This is a genomic window from Roseiterribacter gracilis (genome assembly GCA_018332375.1).
GTDB lineage: Bacteria > Pseudomonadota > Alphaproteobacteria > BOG-932 > Roseiterribacteraceae > Roseiterribacter > Roseiterribacter gracilis.
The window spans coordinates 2,770,994-2,793,114 of record BOPV01000001.1 but is presented as its reverse complement, the minus strand read 5'-3'; the positions used below and the strand labels follow the sequence as shown (position 1 = coordinate 2,793,114).

Annotated in this window: 23 protein-coding genes and 1 tRNA gene; 13 read left to right on the top strand and 11 right to left on the bottom strand. The window is 64.2% G+C overall.

Annotation, left to right across the window (positions count from 1 at the left end):
• Window position 1 precedes the first annotated feature (1 nt).
• The 7 genes from TMPK1_RS13810 to TMPK1_RS13780 all read left to right on the top strand — a co-directional run bounded on the left by TMPK1_RS13810 (window position 2) and on the right by TMPK1_RS13780 (window position 4,774).
• Window positions 2-76, top strand: a tRNA-Val gene (locus TMPK1_RS13810).
• A gap of 146 nt (window positions 77-222) precedes the next feature.
• Window positions 223-735, top strand: a complete 513-nt coding sequence (locus TMPK1_RS13805; protein ID WP_420243599.1) for a PAS domain-containing protein — start codon at window positions 223-225, stop codon at window positions 733-735.
• 120 nt (window positions 736-855) lie between these two features.
• A complete protein-coding gene (locus TMPK1_RS13800; RefSeq protein ID WP_420243598.1) occupies window positions 856-1,278 on the top strand; it encodes a hypothetical protein in 423 nt (140 codons plus the stop codon).
• A 140-nt stretch (window positions 1,279-1,418) separates the two neighbouring features.
• Window positions 1,419-1,745, top strand: a complete 327-nt coding sequence (locus tag TMPK1_RS13795; protein WP_420243597.1) for a hypothetical protein — start codon at window positions 1,419-1,421, stop codon at window positions 1,743-1,745.
• Between the two features lie 100 nt (window positions 1,746-1,845).
• Complete coding sequence (locus TMPK1_RS13790) at window positions 1,846-2,028, top strand: hypothetical protein (RefSeq protein WP_420243596.1); 183 nt, start codon at window positions 1,846-1,848, stop codon at window positions 2,026-2,028.
• A 10-nt stretch (window positions 2,029-2,038) separates the two neighbouring features.
• The gene (locus TMPK1_RS13785; protein ID WP_420243595.1) at window positions 2,039-3,190 is read left to right on the top strand and encodes a cobalamin-independent methionine synthase II family protein; all 1,152 of its coding nucleotides are present in this window, start codon (window positions 2,039-2,041) and stop codon (window positions 3,188-3,190) included.
• Between the two features lie 228 nt (window positions 3,191-3,418).
• The gene (locus TMPK1_RS13780) at window positions 3,419-4,774 is read left to right on the top strand and encodes an L-serine ammonia-lyase (protein WP_420243594.1); all 1,356 of its coding nucleotides are present in this window, start codon (window positions 3,419-3,421) and stop codon (window positions 4,772-4,774) included.
• Here the strand turns inward: TMPK1_RS13780 and TMPK1_RS13775 are convergent.
• The 4 genes from TMPK1_RS13775 to motA are packed head-to-tail and all read right to left on the bottom strand — an operon-like array spanning window position 4,771 to window position 8,100.
• Window positions 4,771-5,379 carry a trimeric intracellular cation channel family protein gene (locus TMPK1_RS13775; protein ID WP_420243593.1) on the bottom strand — a complete coding sequence of 203 codons (609 nt, stop codon included), beginning with the start codon at window positions 5,377-5,379 and terminating at the stop codon, window positions 4,771-4,773. The two genes, TMPK1_RS13780 and TMPK1_RS13775, sit on opposite strands and share 4 nt — an antisense overlap.
• Window positions 5,376-6,281: a carbohydrate kinase family protein gene (locus TMPK1_RS13770; RefSeq protein WP_420243592.1), complete on the bottom strand. Its 906-nt coding sequence runs from the start codon at window positions 6,279-6,281 to the stop codon at window positions 5,376-5,378. The genes TMPK1_RS13775 and TMPK1_RS13770 overlap by 4 nt, the downstream gene beginning before the upstream one ends.
• A 46-nt stretch (window positions 6,282-6,327) precedes the next feature.
• Entirely contained in the window at window positions 6,328-7,224 is an 897-nt protein-coding gene (locus TMPK1_RS13765) for a flagellar motor protein MotB (RefSeq protein ID WP_420243591.1), read from the bottom strand.
• A 6-nt stretch (window positions 7,225-7,230) separates the two neighbouring features.
• Window positions 7,231-8,100 carry a flagellar motor stator protein MotA gene (gene motA / locus TMPK1_RS13760; RefSeq protein WP_420243590.1) on the bottom strand — a complete coding sequence of 290 codons (870 nt, stop codon included), beginning with the start codon at window positions 8,098-8,100 and terminating at the stop codon, window positions 7,231-7,233.
• 161 nt (window positions 8,101-8,261) lie between these two features.
• On the opposite strand from motA, the gene TMPK1_RS13755 reads away from it, so the two are divergent.
• From TMPK1_RS13755 to TMPK1_RS13735, 5 genes are all read left to right on the top strand, one after another.
• Window positions 8,262-9,356, top strand: a complete 1,095-nt coding sequence (locus TMPK1_RS13755; protein WP_420243589.1) for a peptidoglycan-binding domain-containing protein — start codon at window positions 8,262-8,264, stop codon at window positions 9,354-9,356.
• The gene (locus tag TMPK1_RS13750) at window positions 9,356-10,303 is read left to right on the top strand and encodes an SMP-30/gluconolactonase/LRE family protein (RefSeq protein ID WP_420243588.1); all 948 of its coding nucleotides are present in this window, start codon (window positions 9,356-9,358) and stop codon (window positions 10,301-10,303) included. Before TMPK1_RS13755 ends, TMPK1_RS13750 begins: the two co-directional genes overlap by 1 nt.
• An 80-nt stretch (window positions 10,304-10,383) precedes the next feature.
• Window positions 10,384-10,809 carry a hypothetical protein gene (locus tag TMPK1_RS13745; RefSeq protein ID WP_420243587.1) on the top strand — a complete coding sequence of 142 codons (426 nt, stop codon included), beginning with the start codon at window positions 10,384-10,386 and terminating at the stop codon, window positions 10,807-10,809.
• Window positions 10,806-11,000, top strand: a complete 195-nt coding sequence (locus TMPK1_RS13740; RefSeq protein WP_420243586.1) for a helix-turn-helix transcriptional regulator — start codon at window positions 10,806-10,808, stop codon at window positions 10,998-11,000. Before TMPK1_RS13745 ends, TMPK1_RS13740 begins: the two co-directional genes overlap by 4 nt.
• Before the next feature lie 41 nt (window positions 11,001-11,041).
• Window positions 11,042-11,860, top strand: coding sequence for a DUF72 domain-containing protein (locus TMPK1_RS13735; protein WP_420243585.1), 819 nt, complete (start codon window positions 11,042-11,044; stop codon window positions 11,858-11,860).
• Here TMPK1_RS13735 and TMPK1_RS13730 read toward each other — a convergent pair.
• From TMPK1_RS13730 to TMPK1_RS13710, 5 genes are all read right to left on the bottom strand, one after another.
• Entirely contained in the window at window positions 11,857-12,096 is a 240-nt protein-coding gene (locus TMPK1_RS13730; RefSeq protein WP_420243584.1) for a hypothetical protein, read from the bottom strand. The two genes, TMPK1_RS13735 and TMPK1_RS13730, sit on opposite strands and share 4 nt — an antisense overlap.
• Window positions 12,097-12,161: 65 nt before the next feature.
• A complete protein-coding gene (locus TMPK1_RS13725) occupies window positions 12,162-14,093 on the bottom strand; it encodes an acetyl-CoA carboxylase biotin carboxylase subunit (RefSeq protein WP_420243583.1) in 1,932 nt (643 codons plus the stop codon).
• A 1-nt stretch (window position 14,094) separates the two neighbouring features.
• Window positions 14,095-14,898 carry an enoyl-CoA hydratase-related protein gene (locus tag TMPK1_RS13720; protein ID WP_420243582.1) on the bottom strand — a complete coding sequence of 268 codons (804 nt, stop codon included), beginning with the start codon at window positions 14,896-14,898 and terminating at the stop codon, window positions 14,095-14,097.
• Window positions 14,895-15,077, bottom strand: coding sequence for a hypothetical protein (locus TMPK1_RS13715; protein WP_420243581.1), 183 nt, complete (start codon window positions 15,075-15,077; stop codon window positions 14,895-14,897). The genes TMPK1_RS13720 and TMPK1_RS13715 overlap by 4 nt, the downstream gene beginning before the upstream one ends.
• 61 nt (window positions 15,078-15,138) lie before the next feature.
• The gene (locus TMPK1_RS13710; protein ID WP_420245667.1) at window positions 15,139-16,698 is read right to left on the bottom strand and encodes a carboxyl transferase domain-containing protein; all 1,560 of its coding nucleotides are present in this window, start codon (window positions 16,696-16,698) and stop codon (window positions 15,139-15,141) included.
• Window positions 16,699-16,939: 241 nt separating this feature from the next.
• Here TMPK1_RS13710 and TMPK1_RS13705 point away from each other — a divergent pair, with 241 nt between their 5' ends.
• The gene (locus TMPK1_RS13705) at window positions 16,940-18,106 is read left to right on the top strand and encodes an isovaleryl-CoA dehydrogenase (RefSeq protein WP_420243580.1); all 1,167 of its coding nucleotides are present in this window, start codon (window positions 16,940-16,942) and stop codon (window positions 18,104-18,106) included.
• Between the two features lie 5 nt (window positions 18,107-18,111).
• Here the strand turns inward: TMPK1_RS13705 and TMPK1_RS13700 are convergent, their stop codons facing one another.
• A complete protein-coding gene (locus TMPK1_RS13700) occupies window positions 18,112-20,148 on the bottom strand; it encodes a methyl-accepting chemotaxis protein (RefSeq protein ID WP_420243579.1) in 2,037 nt (678 codons plus the stop codon).
• A 198-nt stretch (window positions 20,149-20,346) separates the two neighbouring features.
• A complete protein-coding gene (locus tag TMPK1_RS13695) occupies window positions 20,347-22,047 on the bottom strand; it encodes a methyl-accepting chemotaxis protein (RefSeq protein WP_420243578.1) in 1,701 nt (566 codons plus the stop codon).
• Window positions 22,048-22,121: the final 74 nt, after the last annotated feature.

The following is a 22,121-nucleotide window of genomic DNA, read 5'->3' as shown; positions in this document are numbered from 1 at the left end:
CGGGCGGTTAGCTCAGCGGGAGAGCACTTCCTTGACATGGAAGGGGTCACAGGTTCAATCCCTGTACCGCCCACCACGCGCCGTTTCCCCTTGTTTTATAACGGCTTTTCGCTGCGACCACTGGGTCACGGCGGACCGCGCTTGGCGCGTTCACAGCGCCGACGCTTGAAATCCCCGTTCTGTCCTTGGTGATTGCAGGGCCGGGCTGGAAGCTTGGCCAACGTGACGCGAGCCCCGCCCACCGAATCTTTGCGCGCGCTGCTGCGCTATTGGCTGCAGCTGCGCGGCGACGCGCGTGTGCCGCCGCGCGCGAAGCTGGATCCTGTGGTGGATGCGCCCCGGCTGGTCGCGAACTTGGCGTTGCTACGGATCGATCCAGCGCCGCCCGTCTTTCGCGTCGTCGGTTCGGACATCGTGCGCTGGGCGAAACGCGACCTGACTGGGCGCGTGATTGATGAGCGAAGCTTCCCTGGCGAGGCCGCGCGCATGTGCAAACAGCTGGGCTTCGTTGCCAGCGAACGACGGCCGCTTGGCTTCACAGTCGGGTACGGGCCGTTGCGGTCGATCGCACGCAGCGTGATCGGCTTGCCGTTCGCCGAACCGGACGGACGCGTGCGCGACATTCTGGTCGGCGTATTCTTTGACGGGCACGAAGGCGACTTTTCTGACTTGCCCGCGCCGCAGACGGAAGAGATCGACGTCGTGTCGTTGCTGCGTGAACTCCAGCGGACATAACGCGTTGAGCAACGGATCGATGTGGAGATTCGACCGATGCGCGCGTCCATTCTGTTTGCTGCCTGCCTTGTTCTAGGCCCAGTTGCCGCGCAGGCGGGCTGGCAGGATACGAATTGGGGGATGAGCGCCGCCGACGTGCGCGCGAAATATCCCGCAGCGGTTCCGAATACCGATCGCGACAATGTCGACGGCGAACTGATCGCCAGCCTGATGATCCCGCAATACGACGCAAGCGGCTGTTCCTATCGCGTCAATTTCTGGTTTCAGCGTGGCGGTGGTCTGGCCAAGGTCGCGCTCTACACGCCCGAGGGCGACCGCAAACAAGCAACCGGTTGCTACAAGTCGGTGCGCGAGGCGCTGACGCAGAAATACGGACAGCCGGTCGGTGAGAAGACGTCGAAGCCGACGCGCTACACGCAACAACTCGACGTCAGTTGGCAGGCAGACGACACGGCGATCGGCCTGCATGTCGCCGATGTGCCGCGCGCGAAGAAGGCGTTTGTGTCGGTCTCCTACGCCCCTCGCACCGCCGGCAAGCTGTAGCGGAAAAATCTGCATGCCCGTTGCTGCCTAGCGCCGGGATGCGCCGCGAAGAATCACAGGCTTTCCGCCAGTTTTTCGCGACGAAAACTGTGCACGGAATTTGCACTGCCGCGCGCAGTAGATTTTCCAATGAGGCCGCTATGTCGTCGATCGCAACCGACAGCTTCTTCCGCAACGGGGGTGGCGCCACGGTCACCAGCACCGCCAAGCCCAATGCGCAGAGCGGTACGTCGTCGGATTCGGTGATCGACGAGTTTCTGCGCGAGTCGAAGAAGTCGCCGATCGAACGGCTGCGCGAAGCCTATTTGAAAGCGCACAACCTGTCGGAAGAAAGCCTCGCAGCGCTGCCGCCGGCTGAGCGCCAGGCGATCGAAGACGACATCCGCAAGTCGATCCAGGAAGCGATGACCAAGAAGCCGAAGCAGGAGCAGAAGTCGTTCGCCGAGCTGCTCCAGGAAGCCGGCTGACGGGAAGATTCTGCAGGGCGGCCCGGGTCTGACCGGGTCGCGCCCGCAAGAATCCCAGCCTTTCTGCGGCCCGGCGCTTGGACTCGGGCTTGCACCGCCCATGCCCCGTCAACGTTGGATGGAGGCGGCGATGTCGCTGGGTGGATTTGGATCGTATGGCGGGCTCGGCCAAATGGACGTGTTCGGCGCGGTCGTGCCGATCAACGTGCCGAGCAAGATCGTGACGCCGAGCCAGGCGCCAGCTCAGGACGAACACGTCGAAGAAGACAGCAAGTCGTCCTAGACTCGGTTGCGTGCAGATCAGCCGCGACCGAATTCTCACCACGCATGTTGGCAGCCTGCCACGTCCAGTCGACGTGGCAGAGTTGCTGTTCGCCGAAGAACGCGGCGACCCGCTGGATCCAGCGCAGGTCGATGACGTCTTCGGTCGCGCCGTCGCCGACATCGTGCGACGCCAGCGCGACGCCGGCATCGACATCGTCAGCGACGGTGAGATGTCGAAGATCAGCTACGCCGCCTATATCAAACATCGCCTGACCGGATTCGACGGCGACACGCCGCGCCGCATTCCGGCCGACCTCGAACAATTCCCGGGCTTCGCTGCGCACGCAGTTCGCACCGGCGGCGGCACGCCGACCCATACGCGCCCGCGCTGCGTCGGACCGATTGCGGTCAAGACGATGGCGCCGCTCGAAGCCGATCTGAAACATTTTCACGCCGCATTGCGCGCAACCCCTGCGCCCGGCGCGTTCATGAACGCGGCCGCGCCGGGCGTCATCGCGCTGTTCCAGCCCAACGATTTTTATCCCGACGACGATTCCTATCTCGACGCGCTGGCGACCGCGATGCGCGCCGAATACGAAGCCATCGTCGCGGCCGGATTCGTGCTGCAGATCGACAGTCCGGATTTGGCGCTGGGCCGCCACATGATGTTCAAGGATCGCAGCGACGACGAATTTCTGGCGCGCATCGACCGGCACGTCGCGGTTCTCAATGCGGCGTTGGCAAACATACCGAAGGCGCAGATCCGCGTGCATGCCTGCTGGGGCAATTACGAAGGCCCGCATCATTGCGACGTCGCGTTGGAGCGCATCGCGCCAGTGCTGCTGAAACTGAAAGCGGGCGCGCTGTCGTTCGAAGCCGCCAATCCGCGCCACGCCCATGAATGGGACGTGTGGACGCGCTACAAACTACCCGACGACGTCGTGTTGATTCCGGGCGTGCTCGATTCGACCACCAACTTTATCGAACATCCGCTGTTGGTCGCGGAACGGATCGTGCGGTTCGCGGGCATCGTCGGGCGCGAGCGCGTTTTGGCCGGCAGTGATTGTGGATTCTCGACCTTCGCGGGCTACGGCACGGTGCATCCCGACATCGCTTTCGCGAAGCTCGCGGCATTGGCCGAAGGTGCCGCGATCGCCACCGAACGTTTGTGGAAGAACTAGCGATGTAAAACCGAACGGGGCCGATCCAACAAAGGACCGGCCCCGCCCAGATACGGATTCCTGAGGCGCGACCTACGCCAGGAGACCGACCCCCACTTGGGTTTCGACCGCCAAAGATCCGACGCGCCTATGGGAATGCGACATTGGATCACCTCCTTTCGTGGGTTGCGCTTACACAGCAAAAGGTAGCGATGTGGCTGCCGCATTCAAGCGTGTAGAAGAAGCCGCATGAGCATCTCCGTTTTCGATCTGTTCAAACCTGGAATCGGCCCGTCTTCGTCGCATACGGTTGGGCCGATGCTTGCCGCGAAACGCTTCGTCGAGCGGCTGAATCGCGATCTTGTGCACCGCATCACGATCGAGTTGATGGGCTCGTTGGCGTTGACCGGCGTCGGTCACGGCACCGATCGCGCCGTGTTGTTGGGCCTTGCCGGCGCATCGCCGGACACGATTGATCCGGACATTATCGCGCCGACCGTGGCCGAGATCCGTGCGACCAAGAAACTCAATCTCGGCGGCACGCATGTGATTGCGTTCGATCCCACGCGCGACATGGATTTTCGCGGCGAGATCATGCCGACCTTTCACCCCAACGGCGTGCGCTTTGCGGCGTATGACGAATCGGGCGAGGTGATCGACAACCGCATCTACTACTCGGTCGGTGGCGGGTTCGTGGTCGACGAAGACGAGGCCCGCTTGAACGCGCCGGCGAGCGGCGAAGTCGCGGTGCCCCATCCGTTCAACAGCGCGGCCGAACTGCTCGAACAATGCGCGCGCAACAATTTCTCGATCGCCGATCTACAGCACGCGAACGAACGCGCTTCGCGCGACGACGCGCAGATCGAAGCGGGATTGGATGCGATCTGGTCGGCGATGCAGTCGACGATTGCGCGCGGCATGCGCGAAGACGGCGAATTGCCGGGCGGCTTGCGCGTGAAGCGCCGTGCAGCGCGCCTGGCGCAGATTTGCCGCGACCGTATTACCGCCGATCCGCTGGCGGCGCTCGATTGGGTCAATGTCTGGGCGCTGGCGGTCAACGAAGAGAATGCAGCGGGCGGCCGTGTCGTCACTGCGCCGACGATGGGCGCGGCGGGCATCGTGCCTGCGGTGCTGACCTACTACGTCAAACTCGCGGGCGGCACGCCGGCCGGTGTGCGCAGCTTTCTGCTGACGGCGGGTGCGATCGGCGGACTCTACAAGCGCAACGCATCGATCTCGGGCGCCGAAGTCGGATGTCAGGGTGAAGTCGGCGTCGCTTGTTCGATGGCGGCTGCTGGACTGACCGCAGCGCTGGGCGGCACCAACGCGCAGATCGAAAACGCAGCCGAGATCGGCATGGAGCACAATCTGGGCCTCACCTGCGATCCGGTGAAGGCGCTGGTGCAGATCCCGTGCATCGAACGCAACGCGGTTGGCGCAGTGAAAGCGATCGAAGCAGCGCGGCTGGCGATGTCAGGCGACGGCACGCACCACGTCTCGCTCGACGACGTGATCCGCACCATGAAACGTACCGGCGCCGACATGGCGCAGGCCTACAAGGAAACGTCGCTCGGCGGTTTGGCGACCAACGTCACCGCCTGCTAGCGCGCCCGCGCGGTCGGTAGCGATAGGCGCAACGCAATCGCGGCTGCGCGCAATGTTAGGCCGGCGGCAAAACCGATGATCGCCGCGACTTCCTGCGGCATGCCGACTTCCAGCATCACGACGAAGGTCGTCGCACCCAGCGCCGCCGCCAGCGCGTAGATTTCTTTGCGCAACACCATCGGCACCTGGTTGCACAACACGTCGCGCGCCAGGCCACCGATCGTTGCGGTGGCGACGCCCATCAAAATCGAAATGAACGGACCGGCGCCGGTGCGCAGCGCGATCTCGGTGCCGATCACGGCAAAGGCGCCAAGCCCAAGCGCGTCGGCCCAAGGCAGCAACTGATTCAGCCGGCGATGCTGCAAGCCGCGTTCGAAGATGAAACAGACGATGCCGGTCAGCGCGCACAGCCAAAGCCCGGCTGGATGTTCGACCCAATTTACCGGCCGCACGCCCAGCACCAGATCGCGCAACGTGCCGCCGCCGAATCCGGTCACCACCGCAACCAGCGCGAAGCCGACGACGTCGAGCCGCGCCTGCGCCGCCGCGGTCGCGCCCGAAATCGCGAAGGCGACCAGTCCAATCCAGGCAAGCGCTTCGATCATGCCAGGTCTCGTCGATGCGGCGGATCGGCGCCGATCCGGCTGCAGGTGATCGATGCGCACCGCGTCGCCTCGGCGATGCAGGCAGCAAGCAGCTCGCGCGGTGCAGCGCGCAACAAGGTCGACGAATCGAGATCGCGCGCCGACAACGCGGCCAGCAGGCCGGCGGTAAAGGAATCGCCGGCGCCGATCGTGTCGGCCACCGCGGTCGCGACGATCGGTGTCGTGCCGCCGCCGCCGGCGCAGCGCCAGATCGTGTCCTGCGTACCGCGCGTCACGATCGCCAGCAGCACGCCGCGCGCGACGAACAACTCGGCCGCTTGGTCGGGCGTGTGGCCGGGCAGCAGGAAGGCGAGATCTTCGTCCGACAGTTTGACGATGTGCGCGCGCGCCAGGCTTCGATCAAACCGGGCGCGGATCGCGGCTGCGTCGCCCAGCAACGAGGGGCGCGGATTGGGATCGAACGAAATCAGGCGCCGCGTGAATTCGCGCGCAACCAGACTTTCCAACGTCGCGGCGGTGCTGCCCATCGCCCAGGCCAGCGAACCGACATGCAATGCGCGCACTGTGTCGGGCAGGCCGGGTGCGGCGGTCAGGCCGAAATCCGCAGCGCCGTTGCCGTAAAATCCATAGCGCGGCGTCGTCTGCGTCAGATCGACGAAGGCCAGCAGCGACGGGTCGGTGCTGCGCGTCACCAACGACGTCGCGATCTGTTCGCGTTCGAGTTGGGCGACGAACTTGTCGCCGAACAGATCAGTCGACAGACGTCCGAGAAAGCCGGTCGCAACGCCAAGCCGCGCCAGGCCGATCGCAACATTGAACGGCGACCCGCCGGCGCGGGCCGACCAGCTTGCATCGGCCGGCAGAAAATCGACGACTGCTTCGCCACAGCTCACAATGCGCATGGACGAAGCCGAGCGCGTTTGCGGGCGGTGTGCAAGCCGGCGCTTGCTATTTGCCGGGCACGCCTTTGGCTTCGCGCAGCAGGATGATCGACATACGGCGGTTGCGCGCGTCGAGCGGATCCGGAACCAGCGGTTCGCCGTCGGCAAGACCGGTGACGTTCGAGATCCGGCGCGGATCCAACCCGCCTTCAAGCAAGGCCAGGCGCGTGTCGAGCGCGCGGTCGCTCGACAGGTTCCAGTTGTCGTAGCCGGCGCGGCTGACGAACGGGCGCGAGTCGGTATGACCGCGGATTGAAAGCTTGTTGTTGAGCTGGTTCACGACTTGCACGATCTGCGCGACCAGACGGCGTGCTTCGGGCGTCATATAGGCCGAGCCGCGTTCGAACATCGAATAGTTCTGCTGGTCGATCAGCTGAATGCGCAGCCCTTCGGCGGTGCTGTCGATCAACAGATTCTGCGCCAGGTTTTTCAGCTCGGGTTGTTTCTCGAGCGTTTCCTTGAGCGCCTTTTCGACCGACTTGAAGCGCTCTTCTTCTTCCTTGCGTGCCTGTTCGGCGGCTGCCTTGGCTTCGGTCTCGATCTTGGTTTCTTGGCTGACTGTGTCGGCTTCTTCGACCGGTGCCAGGCGCTCGTTGCGCTTGAGTTCGAAGTTCGACGAGTCCGACGTCATCGCGCCTTTGGGCGCCAGGGTCGTGCCGCCCAACACGCCGCCCGAACCGCTGCGCGACGACGACGCGCTGACGTTCGGGTCGAAATAATCGGCGATGCCCTTCTTCTGCTCTTCCGACGTGGCGTTCAGCAGCCATAGCAGCAGAAAGAACGCCATCATCGCGGTCACGAAGTCGGCATAGGCGACTTTCCACGCACCGCCGTGATGGCCGTGTTCGTGATCATCACCATGCTTCTTGATGATGATCGAGGCGCCGGCACCTTTTTCAGCCATAACGAATCAGCTTCCCGCCGGAACTTGGCCCAGCGCCGCTTCCAGTTCCTGGAACGACGGTTGGAAATGGCTCGGGACGTTGCCGCGTGCGACTTCGACCGAGACTTGCGGGCTGTGGCCGTGCAGGAACGCGACCAGCGCGTCGCGCACCACCGCGTAGAATTGGCCGTCCTGTTGATGCGCCTGTTTGATGCGCGCCGCGAACGGACCGATCAGACCATAGGCGAGGAACACGCCGAGGAAGGTACCGACTAGCGCGCCGCCGATCAGCAGACCCAGAACGGGCGGCGGCTGATCGATCGAGGCCATGGTCTTAATGACGCCCAGCACCGCCGCGACGATACCCAGCGCCGGCGTACCGTCGGCCAGGGTCTGCAGCGCGTTGGCCGGAGCCAGAATTTCGGCGTGGTGCTTTTTGAGCTGCTTTTCCATCGCGTCTTCGACCTGGTGCGGGTCGTTCACGTTCATGGTCATCATGCGCATCGTGTCGGCGATGAACGGCAAGACGAAGTGATCGTCGAGGATGTGCGGATAGCGCTTGAAGATCTCGGACTTGTCCGGCGCGTCCACGTGCGGCTCGACTGCGATGGCGCCTTTCTGGCGCATCAGCTTGATCAGAGCGAACATCAGGCACAGCAGGTCCTGAAAGTCCTGCTTGGTCCAATGCGAGCCTTTCAGCGCGACCTTGAGGTCCTTCAGCGCGCCTTTGGTGACATGCATCGGGTTCGAGATGAGGAAGGCGCCGATGCCGGCACCCATAATCATCGTCATTTCGAACGGCAGGGCGTGGATGATGATCGACATCTTGCCACCGGACGCGATGTACGCGCCGAACACGGTGACCAGAATGACGGCGACCCCGATAAGGGCGATCACGTTGCGTTGCTCCTCGGAAGAGTATCGCTGCGACCTAGCGGTATGAGCGTGAACTTTCTTTTAACTGCGCAGCACCTTCACGACCTGTTCAACAGCGCAGGCCGGGCAATTCTTAACGCGGATGGCTTGCCGCGCGGCTTTGTTGGACGCAGCCTGATGCGATGAAAAAGCAGGACGGCAAGCCGGAAGACGGCGTCGATAACGGCGAAGCGCCCGATGCGGGCCAGCGCCTCGTCGAACTGGTGGCGCAACCCAAGTCGGCGCCCGTGATCGACCCGTTGGGACCGGTCGGCCCGTCGCCCGATCCGCGCTCGCCCGACTACGCGCATGTCCCGGCCCCGTTCGACATGACGCCGTTCCGGGTCACGCCCGACGCACTGACCGCCTTGGCGCGCTGGAACCGGTTTGAACTCCAGACACCTTTGGTGCTGGTCGGGATTCGCGGCGCCACGATTCTGGACGGCCCGCCCGATCCTGCCGGAGTCTCCTTGTCCGAGCGCCGCGTCGATCACCGCCGCTTCAATTGCGTGCTGGGAATTTGGGACCGGATGCGCGATCGCCTGGCGCTGTTCACCGGCTCGACCGTGCCGAACCACCTCTTCGTGCGCGAACAATTCATCTGGGGCGCGGGCGACGGGATCGCCAACCAGCTTCCGACCGGCCTCTACCGCCACGAAGTCGGCACGCACGGCATCGACAGCCGCGCGCCGCAATTCGGCGCGTTCCGGATGGAAAGCAGAATTGCCGTGCGGCGTGCGCTGCACGCTCTCAGCTATGAAGCCAGCTCGCCGATCGCGCTGACCCGGCCCTACGACAATATCCACGCGTCGGGCCGCTCCACCGACCAGACCGATTTCAGCAGCGCCGGTTGCCAGACTGTGCGCGGCTGGTACGACGCGACCAGCGGCGAGCCGTTGCACGACTATGCCAAGCTGCGCGATGCAGCCGGCCTCAACTGGCCGCACAATCCGGCGCAGGACGGGTTGGCGCTCGACTACATGCTGGTGACCGCGCGCGAAGTGCGGCTGGCGGCGCAGCAAAGCTGGACCGGCGACACGTTGCGGCTGCGCGCCGGATCAAGCGGCAACGACGTCGCGTCGCTGCAGCAGGCCTTGGCCGCGCGCAACCTGGTCGGTGAATTCGACGGCCGCATCGGCCCCGGCACCGTGGCTGCGTTGGCGCAGTACCAGGCCAAGTCACGCCAGCGCACCGACGCGATCGCGACGACGGAAACATTGCGCAGCCTGAAGATCTGATGCTGCGCGCGCTGATCGCGCTGTTCCTGCTCGCGCCCGCACCACCGGCGCCGGCGCCGACGGTTCCGGCCGAGCTGGCCCAGATTTTCGCAGCACCGCCTGAGATGCGCCTGCAAGGCGTCGCGCACACGGCGGAAGGTCTGTTCGTCGAGCGCGGCGCAGTCGTCTTCAGCGACACGAATTTTTGGCAGCAGATCCGGATCGCGCCCGACGGCAGCGTGTTGGTGCAGCGTGTCGCGCAAGTCGCAAACGGGCGCGCGCGCGACGGCGACGGGCACTTGTGGGAAGCGTCGCGCCTGTCGCAGCGCCTGACCCGGCGCGGCAGCGATACGGACATCGTGCTGGACGCGCTGCCGACGCCGGCAACCAACGGCAAGACGATTGCCGACACGCGCGGCGGCCCGACACGCCTGGTGATCGCACGCGACAACCGTGTTTTCTGGACCGATCCCGCTGCGTATCTCGAACAGTCGCATGCGCCGCCGCGCGACGGCGCGTCTTACGCATTTCGTTGGCGCCACCCGACACCGGCCAACGACCAAGTCGACCGCCCGGTTCGGCGCGAAGGCGTGCCGCGCGGTGTGTTGGGCCTCGCTTTGTCGCCCGATGAACGGCTGCTTTATTTGTCGGATTACGAAGAAGGTCGGGTGCTTGTCGCGTCGGCCGACGACCTCGCTGCCGCGCCGCGCCTGTTGGCCGATCTAAGCGCATCGAACGGGCGCGGCATACGCGCGCTCGCGACCGACAGCGAGGGCCACATTTATTGCGCAGCCGCGCGCGGCATCATCGTGCTCAACCCGGACGGATCCTGGATCGGGATGTTGCCGCTTCCAGAAGCCGCGACCGACCTCGCCTGGGACGGCGCCGACCGGCGCACATTGTGGATCACGACATTAACCGGACTGTTTCGCGTCACCACGTGGATTGCTGGGGCCAGCCCGCGCTGATGTAAAAGGCTGATGTAAAGGTCGCTTGACACGCTGCCGGCCCTGTGGGAGGTAAAGGTACCTTTACACAGGAGGTGACGATGTTCAGTGGCTGGGAAACGCCAACGACGCGCCGCAACGGGCTTCGGTATTTCGCCGAGGTGGCGTTCGGCGTTCTGCTTTGCTTCGTCTTTTCGCGCATCGCCAAAGCCTATGTCGCGGCTTTGCCGGACGGGCTGACACGCGACGCGGTCGCGCTGCTGCCGATGATCGGTGTGCTCGTAATCGGCGCCGCAATCCTGCGTGCGATCCGCCGCACCGACGAATATGGCCAGCGCAAGTTGCTCGCCAATCTGGCCGCGACCGGTGGTCTCACGATGGTGTGGTCAATCGGTTACGCCATGCTCGAGCACGCAGGTTGGCCGCGCCTGTCGATGTCGTCGGTCTGGGTCGCGGCCAGCATCGCCTGGCTGCTCTGCAGCGTCGTCGAGGTGTTGCAGAATCTCGCAGCGGCGCGCCGTCGATGAAGAACCGCGTACGCGAGCTGCGCAATGCGCGCGGCTGGACCCAAATCGAATTGGCGGAACAGTTGGGCGTGTCGCGCCAGACGATCCACGCGATTGAAAGCGAGCGCTACGACCCGTCGCTGCCGCTCGCGCTCACCATCGCCAAACTGTTCGGCAAGAAGGTCGAGGCGATCTTCGGCGACGATGTCTGACGGCGCGGAACAAGTGCCACGCGCGCGGCGCTTGTTCTTCCATGACCGTTCGCATCGGATTGTCAGGCTGGACCTATGCCGGATGGCGCGGCGTGTTCTATCCGCCCAAGCTGCCGCAAAAGCGCGAGCTGGCCTACGCCGCTTCGCAGGTGAATTCAATCGAGATCAACGGCACTTTCTATTCGCTCCAGCGACCGTCCAGTTTCGAACGCTGGCGTGACGAAACGCCCGACGATTTCCTGTTCGCAGTAAAGGGACCGCGCTTTCTCACCCACATGAAGAAGCTGGTCGGCGTCGAAGCTGCGCTGGCCAATTTCTTTGCCTCCGGAATTCTCGCGCTGAACGACAAGCTGGGGCCTGTATTGTGGCAGCTGCCTGCCACCTTCAAGTTCGACGCGGGCCGTATGGCCGCGTTCTTCGCGCTGCTGCCGCGCGACACAGCGCAGGCGCGCACGCTTGCCCGGCGTCACGAGCCGCGGATGGCGGGGCGGGCATATCTGAAGATCGACGAGAACCGGCCATTGCGGCACGCGCTGGAGCCGCGCCACGACAGTTTCATCGAGCCGGCGTCGCTGGAGCTGTTGCGCAGGCATAATATCGCGATGGTTGCCGCTGATTCATCGCGCTGGGCGCGCTATCACGCCGACACGGCCGACTTCGCTTATGCGCGGCTCCATGGCGGCGAAGAGACCTATGTCAGCGGATACGACGACAAGCAGCTGCGCGAATGGGCGCGCTGGGTGCGACGTGCGAGCAAGGACGGCCGCGACGTGTTCGTCTATTTCGACAATGACGCAAAGGTGCGCGCGCCGGCCGACGCCGTGGCGTTGCTGCGTCTACTGGATCTGGTGACCGCCTAGCGTGCGTGACGTACCGCGTCGGCGATTTCACGGGCGCGGCGGTCGGCTTTGTTGTCGCTGATCAACTTGAACGCGTGCACGACCAGCAGCAGCCACAGGATCACGCCGGGCACGACGAAGAAAATCAGCCCGACCCAGGCGAAGACCCACAGCACGAAGCTGACGATCGACTGAAACGGCTTGCCCGCAAACAGCACAGCCAGCGGCGGCAGGAAGAAGGCGATCAGATAGAGCATCGTTCGCCAAGACGAGCAGCCCGCGCGATGCCGCGCAAGCAGCAAGATGCAAGTAAGCGCTGACCTTACGCCGGATCGATATGCGCCAACGGCGCGCCTTCCATCACCTGGTCACCAAGCGCAACGAACAACTCGCCGACCGTGCCGTCGGTCGGCGCGTGAATCGGCAGATGCACTTTCATCGCTTCCAGAATGAGAAGCGTGGTGCCCGCCGTCACTTTCGCACCGGCCTCGACCTCGATCGCGACCACGGTGCCCGGCATCGGCGCTTTCAGATCACCGCTGGCACCGCCGGCCTGCACCGTCACCAACGGATCGGGCACGGTTGCGACCAGGCTGGCGCCGTTGGCAAACAGCGCGATGCCGCCATCGCGCAGCGACACGGTTGCGCGGCGCAAGCGACCGTCAATTTCGGCTGCGATGGCGCCGTTCGACAGGTCGATCAGGTTCACCAGATGCCCGTCGATGCGCAGCGACTGGGCGTCGCGTGTGACGCCGAAGCGGCGCGTTGTGCCGTCGATATCCAAGGCGATCACGTCTTCGGCCGGCAGATTGACGCGGAACCCGTCGGTCACATCCCACGGATCGTTGCCGGTCGGCCGCGTGCTGCGCGTGTACAACGCGGCCAGCGCAGCGAGCGACGGATCGGCAGCGACGGCGGCGCTGCTTTCGCGACGTTCGATCCAGCTCGTGTCGATCTGCATCGCAGCGACCGCGGGATCGCGCGCCAAAGCGGCGAGGAACGCTGCGTTGGTGCGGACGCCATCGACCGCGGTTTCGTCGAGCGCGTTGGCAAGTTTGGCAAACGCTTCTTCACGCGTGGCCGCACCCGCGATCAGCTTGGCGATCATCGGGTCGTAATAGGACGTGATCGTGTCGCCTTCCCGCACACCGGAATCGATACGGATATCGTCGGGCATCGACAGGCGCGTCAGCTTGCCGGTCGACGGCATGAAGTCGCGCGACGGATCTTCGGCGTAGAGACGTGCTTCGACCGCGTGGCCTTGCGCGTGAATCTGGTCTTGCGTCCGCGGCAGCGTCTCGCCCGATGCGACACGCAACTGCCATTCGACCAGATCAAAACCGGTGACGTATTCGGTCACCGGATGTTCGACCTGCAGGCGCGTATTCATTTCCATGAAGTACACAGCGCCATCGGCCCCCAGCAGGAACTCGACCGTGCCGGCGCCGACATAGCCGATCGCCTTGGCGGCTGCGATGGCGCTCGCATGCAACGTCTTGCGCGCGTCGGCCGACAGGTTGGGTGCCGGTGCTTCTTCGATCACCTTCTGATGACGGCGCTGCAAGGTGCAGTCGCGTTCGAACAGATGGACGAAGTTTCCATGCTTGTCGGCGAAGACCTGCACTTCGACGTGGCGCGGGCGCGTCACGTATTTTTCGACTAGCAAGGTGCCGTCGCCAAACGCGGCAATCGCTTCGCGCGTCACCAGCTCGATCGACTGGGCCAGATCTTCTTCACGCTCGACGATGCGGATGCCTTTGCCGCCGCCGCCCATCGCCGCTTTGAGCAGCACCGGATAGCCGATTTTGGCCGACGCTTTGCGCAGCGTTTCGAGATCCTGCGCGGCACCGTGATAGCCCGGCACCAGCGGCACGTTGGCCGCCTGCATCAGGGTTTTGGCTTCGCTCTTCGACCCCATGGCGCGAATGGCGCTGGCGGGCGGGCCGACAAAAATAATGCCGGACGTTTCGCATGCTTCGGCAAAGTCAGCGCGTTCGCTGAGAAACCCGTAGCCGGGATGAATCGCGTCGGCGCCAGTCGCGCGCGCCGCCTCGAGGATCGCGTCGACTTTCAGATACGAGTCGCGTGCCGCGGGCGGACCGATGCGCACGGCTTCGTCGCACGCGACGACGTGGGCGGCGTGACGATCGGCGTCGCTATAGACCGCAACTGTGCGCACGCCGAGCTTGCGCGCCGTGCGCGCGATGCGAACCGCGATTTCGCCGCGATTGGCGATGAGCAGCGTCTTCAACATTCTAGTTGTTCTCTTTCGCGCCTGCGCGCGGGGTCCGCCAATTTGGCAGTCGTTTTTCGAGAAAGGCGGCGACGCCTTCGCGGCCTTCGTCACTGGCGCGCGCGGCGGCGATGAACTCGGCCGTCAACTGCGCCAAGGCTTCGTCGATCGGTTCGTTGGCGACGACGCCGATCAAGGTCTTCGCCATGGTCATCGCCTGCGGCGCGTTTTCCAGAATGGCGGCGACCAGCTTGGCGCCGGCCGCGCCCAACTCGTCCAACGGTACGACGCTCGCGACCAGACCGATGCGCAACGCCTCGTGTGCGTCGAACAACGACGCGGTGACGGACAGGCGGCGCGCCTGTTTGGCGCCGATCGCGGCAACGACGTAGGGGCTGATGATTCCGGGCACCAGGCCCAGCCGCACTTCCGACAAGCGGAACGCGGCATTGTCGGCGGCGATGGCGACGTCGCACGCAGCGGTCAATCCAACCGCGCCGCCGAATGCAGCGCCGTTGACCAACGCCACGGTCGGCTTGGGGCAGGTGTCGATCGCCTGAAGCAGCGCCGCCAGATTCAACGCATCGGCCACGTTCTCTTCGTGGCTCATCGTCGAAGCGCGTTTCATCCAGGCGAGGTCGGCGCCGGCCGAAAACGCCTTGCCGCGACCGGTCAGCACGACAACGCGCACCGCGCTATCGGCTGCGGCTTTTTCGAATGCCTCGGTCAGGGCCGCGATCGTCTCTTCGTTGATCGCGTTGGCAACGTCGGGGCGGTTGATCGCGATCGTCGCAACGCCGCGCGCGTCGATGTCGTACTGAATCATTTCGGGCCCCGTGGGCGGATCAGCAGCTCGACGACCACGAACGTCACCGCCAGGCTGCCGAACATCGCGTAGGTGAATTTGTTCGTGTCTTCGTAGCCGGCGACCGTCATGCCGCCATAGATCACGACCAGCGCCGCAAAGAAGACGCCGAAGCGGATCATGTCCCGTCGAAAACTCATTGTGTTTCCTGGATCCCCGCTTGCGCGGGGATGATGCGAACCATGCGACGCATGCTTCGCATCACATACGGAACACGCCGAACGGCGTGGGCTCGATAGGTGCGTTGAGCGCAGCCGACAGACCCAGCGCCAGCACGCGGCGCGTATCGGCGGGATCGATGATGCCGTCATCCCACAGTCGCGCCGACGCGTAATAGGGATGGCCCTGCGTCTCGTACTGGTTGCGGATCGGCGCCATGAAGCTTTCCGCTTCTTCGTCGGTGAATTTGCCGCCTTTGGCTTCGATCGCGTCGCGACGGATGGTCATCAACACGCGCGCCGCCTGTTCGCCGCCCATCACCGAGATGCGCGCATTGGGCCAGGTCCACAAAAAGCGCGGGCTGAAGGCGCGGCCGCACATGCCGTAATTGCCGGCGCCGAACGAACCGCCGATGACCAAGGTCAGTTTCGGCACTTTCGCGCACGACACGGCGGTCACCAGCTTGGCGCCGTCTTTGGCGATGCCGCCGGCCTCGTAGGCCTTGCCCACCATGAATCCGGTGATGTTCTGCAGGAACAGCAGCGGCACGCCGCGCTGCGTGCACAGCTCGATGAAATGCGCGCCTTTGACCGCGCTTTCGCTGAACAGAATGCCGCCTTGCACCGCCGGATTGTTGGCGATGATGCCGATCGGCATGCCGTGCAGATGCGCGAAGCCGCACACAAGCGAACCGCCATAGAGGCGTTTGAACTCGTCGAACTCGCTGCCGTCGACCAGGCGCGCGATCACTTCATGCACGTCGTACGGCACGTGCCGATCGGCCGAGATGATGCCGTACAATTCGTTTGCGTCGTACAGCGGCGCCTTTGGCTCGCGCAGTGCGACCACGGGCAGTTTGCGACGGTTCAGGGTCGCAACGATGCGGCGCGCAATCGCCAGCGCGTGCGCGTCGTCTTCGGCATAGTGATCGGTGACGCCCGACTTGCGGCAATGCACGTCGGCGCCGCCCAATTCTTCTGCGGTCACGATTTCGCCGGTCGCCGCTTTCACCAGCGGCGGCCCACCGAGAAAGATCGTGCCTTGGCCTTTGACGATGATGCTCTCGTCGGCCATCGCCGGCACATACGCGCCGCCCGCGGTGCAGCTGCCATGCACGACCGCGATCTGCGGAATGCGCTCGGCCGACAAGGTCGCCTGGTTGTAGAAGATGCGGCCGAAATGATCGCGGTCGGGAAAGACCTCGTCCTGCAAAGGCAGGAAGGCGCCGCCGGATTCGACCAGATAGATGCAGGGAAGCCGGTTCTGCAGCGCGATTTCCTGCGCGCGCAGATGTTTCTTCACCGTCAACGGATGATAGGTGCCGGCTTTGACGGTCGGGTCGTTGGCCACCACGACGCATTCGGTGCCTTCGATGCGGCCAATGCCGGTGATGATCCCGGCCGCCGGAACGTCACCGCCATACATGCCGTGTGCAGCGAAGGCAGAGAGTTCGAGAAACGCCGTGCCGGGATCGATCAGGCGCTGAATACGCTCGCGCGCAGTCAGCCGTCCGCGCGCGCGGTGGCGTTCCAAGGCCGTCTCGCCGCCACCGGCGGCAATGCGGGCCGAATCCGAACGCAGTTCGTCGACCAGCGCCTGCATGGCAGCGCGGTTGGCCTGGAACGCATCCGAGCGGGAATTAACGCGGGTCTCGAGTCGCACGGCCCGACAAAGCCCACCGGCGGAAGGCCTGTCAATAAAGCTTCGTTGCGAAGAACGACAGTCACCGATGTGGCCATGACCAGAGCGTGTCCATGCGTGTGCGAGGCGCTGACGTGAAACTTTCTTTCTTGCGTTTTTGCAGCGTGGACGAGCGCGCTCTGGGCGCCTAGCGTCCGCCCCCATGCACATCCCGACCCTGAATTTCGGTCTCGGTGAAGACCTGGAATCGCTCCGCCGTGAAATCCGCCGCTTCGCTGATGCGGAAATCGCACCGCGCGCCGCCGACATCGATCGCGACAATGAATTCCCCGCCGACCTGTGGGTGAAGCTGGGCGAGCTGGGCTTGCTCGGCATGACCGTCGCAGAAGAGTTGGGCGGTACGGGCCTGGGCTATCTCGCCCATGTCATCGCGCTGGAAGAAATCAGCCGCGCCTCGGCCTCGGTCGGCCTGTCCTACGGCGCGCATTCGAACCTGTGCGTCAACCAGATCCACCGCAACGGCAACGACGCGCAGAAGAAGAAGTATCTGCCCAAGCTGATGAGCGGCGAAAATGTCGGCGCGCTCGCTATGTCCGAAGCCAATTCGGGCTCGGACGTCGTGTCGATGCGCATCAAGGCCGAAACGCGCGGCAATGACGGCTATGTGCTGAACGGCACCAAGATGTGGATCACCAACGGTCCCAACGCCGACGTGCTGGTCGTCTACGCCAAGACCGATCTCAATGCCGGCCCGCGCGGCATCACCGCGTTCCTGATCGAGCGCAACTTCAAAGGTTTTTCGTCGAGCCCCAAGCTCGACAAGCTGGGCATGCGCGGATCGAACACGTGCGAGTTGGTGTTCGAAGATTGTTTCGTGCCGGCCGAGAACGTGCTCGGCAAAGTCGGCGACGGCGTCAAAGTTCTGATGAGCGGTCTCGACTACGAACGCGTCGTGCTAGCGGGCGGACCGCTCGGCATCATGCAGGCCTGTCTCGAACTGGTCGTGCCATACGTGCATGACCGCAAGCAGTTCGGCCAGCCGATTGGCGAGTTCCAGTTGATCCAAGCCAAGCTTGCCGACATGTACACGACGCTGAATGCGTCACGCGCCTATGTCTATGCGGTTGCTGCGGCGTGCGATCGTGGCGAAGTCACGCGCAAGGACGCGGCTGGCTGCATTCTGTACAGCGCCGAGAAAGCCACCCAGGTCGCGCTGGACGCGATTCAGATCCTGGGCGGCAACGGCTACATCAACGACTTCCCAGCCGGCCGCTATCTGCGCGACGCCAAGCTCTACGAGATCGGCGCCGGCACCAGCGAAATCCGCCGCATGTTGATCGGCCGCGAGTTGTTTAAAGAGACCGCGTAAGAGGCTTACGCGGCGCGGATCTCGCGCAGGAAGCGATCGACTTCGCGCTGCAGGCTTTCGGCCTTGCTCGACAGGTCGTTGGCTGCAGTCAGCACGTCGTTCGACGCGCTGCCGGTCAGGCGCGCGCCCTCGCTGACGCCACCGATATTGGTGGTGACTTCGGCGGCGCCGCGTGCAGCTTCTTGCGTACTGCGTGCGATCTCCCGCGTCGCCGCACCTTGTTCTTCGATCGCAGCCGCAACCGCGGTCGAGATCGAATTCATTTCGCCGACCGAACTTCCGACCGTGCGGATGGCGCTGTTGGCGGCTTCGACCAGATCTTGAATCTGCGTAATCTGCGCGCCGATTTCCTCGGTCGCTTTGGCGGTCTGCGTTGCCAGCGCTTTCACCTCGCCCGCGACGACGGCAAAGCCTTTGCCCATCTCGCCCGCGCGAGCCGCTTCGATCGTCGCGTTCAACGCCAGCAGGTTGGTCTGGCCCGCAATGGTGGTGATCAACTGCACCACGTCGCCGATACGCTGCGCGCCGGTGGCGAGATGCTGCACGGTCTCTTCGCTGCGGCGCGCGTCGTTGGCGACGGTTTCTGCAACCACGGTCGACTGCGCCACCTGCCGGCTGATCTCCGCGATCGATGCGGCCATTTCTTCAGTTGCCGCAGCCGCGGTCTGCACGTTGCTCGACGCCAGGTCGGCAGCGGCGACGACCATGCCCGATTGCATGCTGGTCTGGTCGGCGGTCGACGACATGGTGGTTGCGGTACGGTTGAGATCACCCGACGCACGCACCAACGCGTCGACCAGTTCGCGCACCGAGCCTTCGAAGCTCTGCACCGAATTGTCGATCGAGGAGCGGCGGCGCTTCTCGTGCGATTCCCGTTCGATGCGTGCGACTTCCAACCGGTCGCGTTCGATTGCATTGCCTTTGAAGACTTCGACCGCCTGCGCCATGGCGCCGATCTCGTCAGCGCGTTCCAGTGCCGGCACGGTGATCTGCAAATCGCCGCCCGCCAATTTGCGCATCGCGCCAGTCATGTCGGCCAAGGGGCGAATGATGCGCACCAGCGTAGTGCGGAAGGCGAAGCCGGCCGCGATCGTCGCGACCAGCAGCAGCGCGAAATCGAACAGGAACTGCAGATGTTCGTCGGCCGCACTGCTGGTTGCCAGCGCCGTGCTGGCGTCGCCGATCGCGGTGCCGAGCTGCAGCACCATGTCGATCGCTTCAGTCGATTGGCGCACCCATTCCTGATCCGTCACCGGATAGGTGCCGGTGCCGGCATATACGCCGAGGCGGACGTCCTGGAATTTGCCGAAGGTGATTGTGCGCACGCGATCGATCGCCTGCACCACGCGCGGCGACAGGGAATCGCGCGCCAAGGTCGTCTGCAACATGTCCCATGCCGATTCGACGCGGCCGCGATGCTTGGACAAGACCTCGAGTTGCGCCGGCGTCATCGGCTGTCCCGACGAGATGATCGCCCCGACCACCGCGCGTTCGCGGCCCATAAATTCCGACATCACCCAGGCGGCGTGCTTCAGCCCCTGCATACGGCCCAGGCGCGACTCTGCCGAAGACGGTTGCGATTCGGCGCGCAGGCGCAATTGTTGGCTTGCTTCGATCAGCGCCGTGATGCCCGGCACCCATTCGGCGCGCAGCTTGGCATCGCGCTGTTCGCGTGGCTTTGCCAGATCGGCATCGGCGCGGCTGCGCAGATCGCGCAACGAAGCGAAGGCCATCTCGACCGCGCGGATCGCTTCGTCGCGACCGGTGAACTGCACGCCGCGACGAATCTCCGCCAGCGCGGCCGTCAGATCCTGGTCGCCCAGCGTGCGCCGCTCGTCGATCGCGCTACGTCGCTGCGTATCGATCGGTGCGGTCGACGATAGGGCGGTGTTGGTGAAGCCGCGTTCGCGCGCCCATTCGCTGGCGCTGCGCAACAGCCGTTCGCCGGCCGCGTTCTCGGTCAGGATGCGTTCGGCGACGCTTTTCTTCTGCCACGCAGCGAATGCGCCGCGTCCGGCTTCAACGACGACGAGCGTTGCCATCACGGCCAGCATGGTAAGAAGAAGCGTTCGAACGGACAGGTTTTGCAGGGTCTTCATCGTCTTTACCGCGGGGTGAAATCCACGGCGCAACGATCGTGACTCGCTAAAATCGGCGGTAGCGTTTTCGTCTCAAAACAACAGCACAAACCGTCTCCTGGTAACGGATTGCGTCACCAGGAGACGATGAGCTGGTCTTGGTTAAGCCGCCTCGCGCACCGTGCGCAAGAACTGGTCGACTTCGACCTTCAACCGCTCCGATTGTTGCGACAATTCACCGGCCGAGCCCAGCACCTGGCTTGCCGCTGCGCCGACTTCGCCCGACGACTGGGTGACGCCGTCGATGTTGGTCGCGACTTCGTCGGTGCCGCGCGCGGCTTGCTGTACGTTCGACGCAATCTCGCGCGTCGCCGCACTTTGCTCTTCCACCGCCGCCGCGATCGCCGACGAGATCTCGCTCAATTGGCCGATCGTGCCGCCGATCCGTTTGATCGCGCCGACTGCATTGTCGGTGGCGCCCTGGATCGCGGCGATTTGCGCGCCGATCTCCTCGGTTGCTTTCGCAGTCTGCCCCGCCAGCGCCTTCACTTCGCTGGCAACGACGGCAAAACCTTTGCCCGCATCACCCGCGCGTGCGGCTTCGATCGTTGCGTTCAGCGCCAGCAAATTGGTTTGCGAAGCGATGTCTTGAATCAACCCGACCACTTCGCCGATCTTCTGCGCCGCTGTCGCGAGCCCTTCGACCGTGAGGTTGGTCGCTTGGGCTTCGTCGACGGCCTGATTGGCGATCGAGTTGGAATGCGACACCTGGCGCGCGATTTCGCTGGTGGTCGACGACAATTCTTCGGCTGCGGTCGCAACCGTTTGCACGTTCGCGGTCGTCTGGGTTGTTGCCGCCGACACGGCCGCGGCCTGCTGGCTCGCCGAATCCGCAGTGGTCGCCAAAGATTGCGCCGCGCTTTGCATTTCGGTGGCCGCCGAGGCGACCATCGACACGATGCCGCCGACGCTCGCTTCGAAACTGTCGGCCATCTGATTCAGCGCAGCTTTCTGGTCGGCGGCTGCTTTTGCTTTCAGCGCCTCTTGCTCGGCCGTCAGACGGCGCGCTTCGAGGGCATTGTCCTTGAACACCTGCAGCGACCGCGCCAGCGCGCCGACTTCGTCTTTGCGATCGGCGCCGACGACGTCGACCTCCAGCTTGCCGCTGGCCAAGGTTTGCATCGTGCTGGTCATGTTGGTCAGCGGACGCACGACGAGGAAGATCACAACGCCGCCAATCGCGCCAAAACCCGCCAACAAACCGACCACGGCGACCAGCAACAGATTGCGTTCGGTGGCGGATTGGGTCGCCAGCGCCGACACTTTCGACTCTTCCATTTCTTTGCCGTTGGCGGCGATGCGCTCTTCCAGCAGCTGCGTCAGCGGCGAGCGCGCCTTGCGGCCTTCGCCCAGCGAAATGGCGCGTGCAGCTTCGAAATCGCCTTTTCGCACGGCGGCGATCGATCCTTCGCAGACCTTTTCATAGGCGTTGATCAACTCGCCGATATGCTTGTTGGTGTCGCGGCGGCTTTGCGTGTCAGCCAATGCATTCAGCCTGTCGAGTGCCGTGCGCGCTTCGGTGATGCGGTCGCGGAATTGCTTTTCATACATGTCCTTGTCCGATTTCTCGGTGGCAAGGATCAGGTTCTTTTCCGAAACCGTGGCGCCGTTGATCGACGCATAGATGGTCAGCGACAAGGCGCGGCGCGGTGCGCGCGCGTCGACGATTTCGTGCAGCGTTGTTCCGAGCGTCTGCATGCCGCTGCGGGCATCGCCGACGATGAAGATGGTGACCAGCGCCAGAAGCAGCAGTGGAATGGCGAGCTTGGTCGCAAGGCGCAGATTTGCGTAGGCGCGAATCATCTCGGAATGCCCTTCTTCGGTCACGATCTGTCCGGACAATTCGGCGTTGATGATTGAATCGAACCTTAATCGCG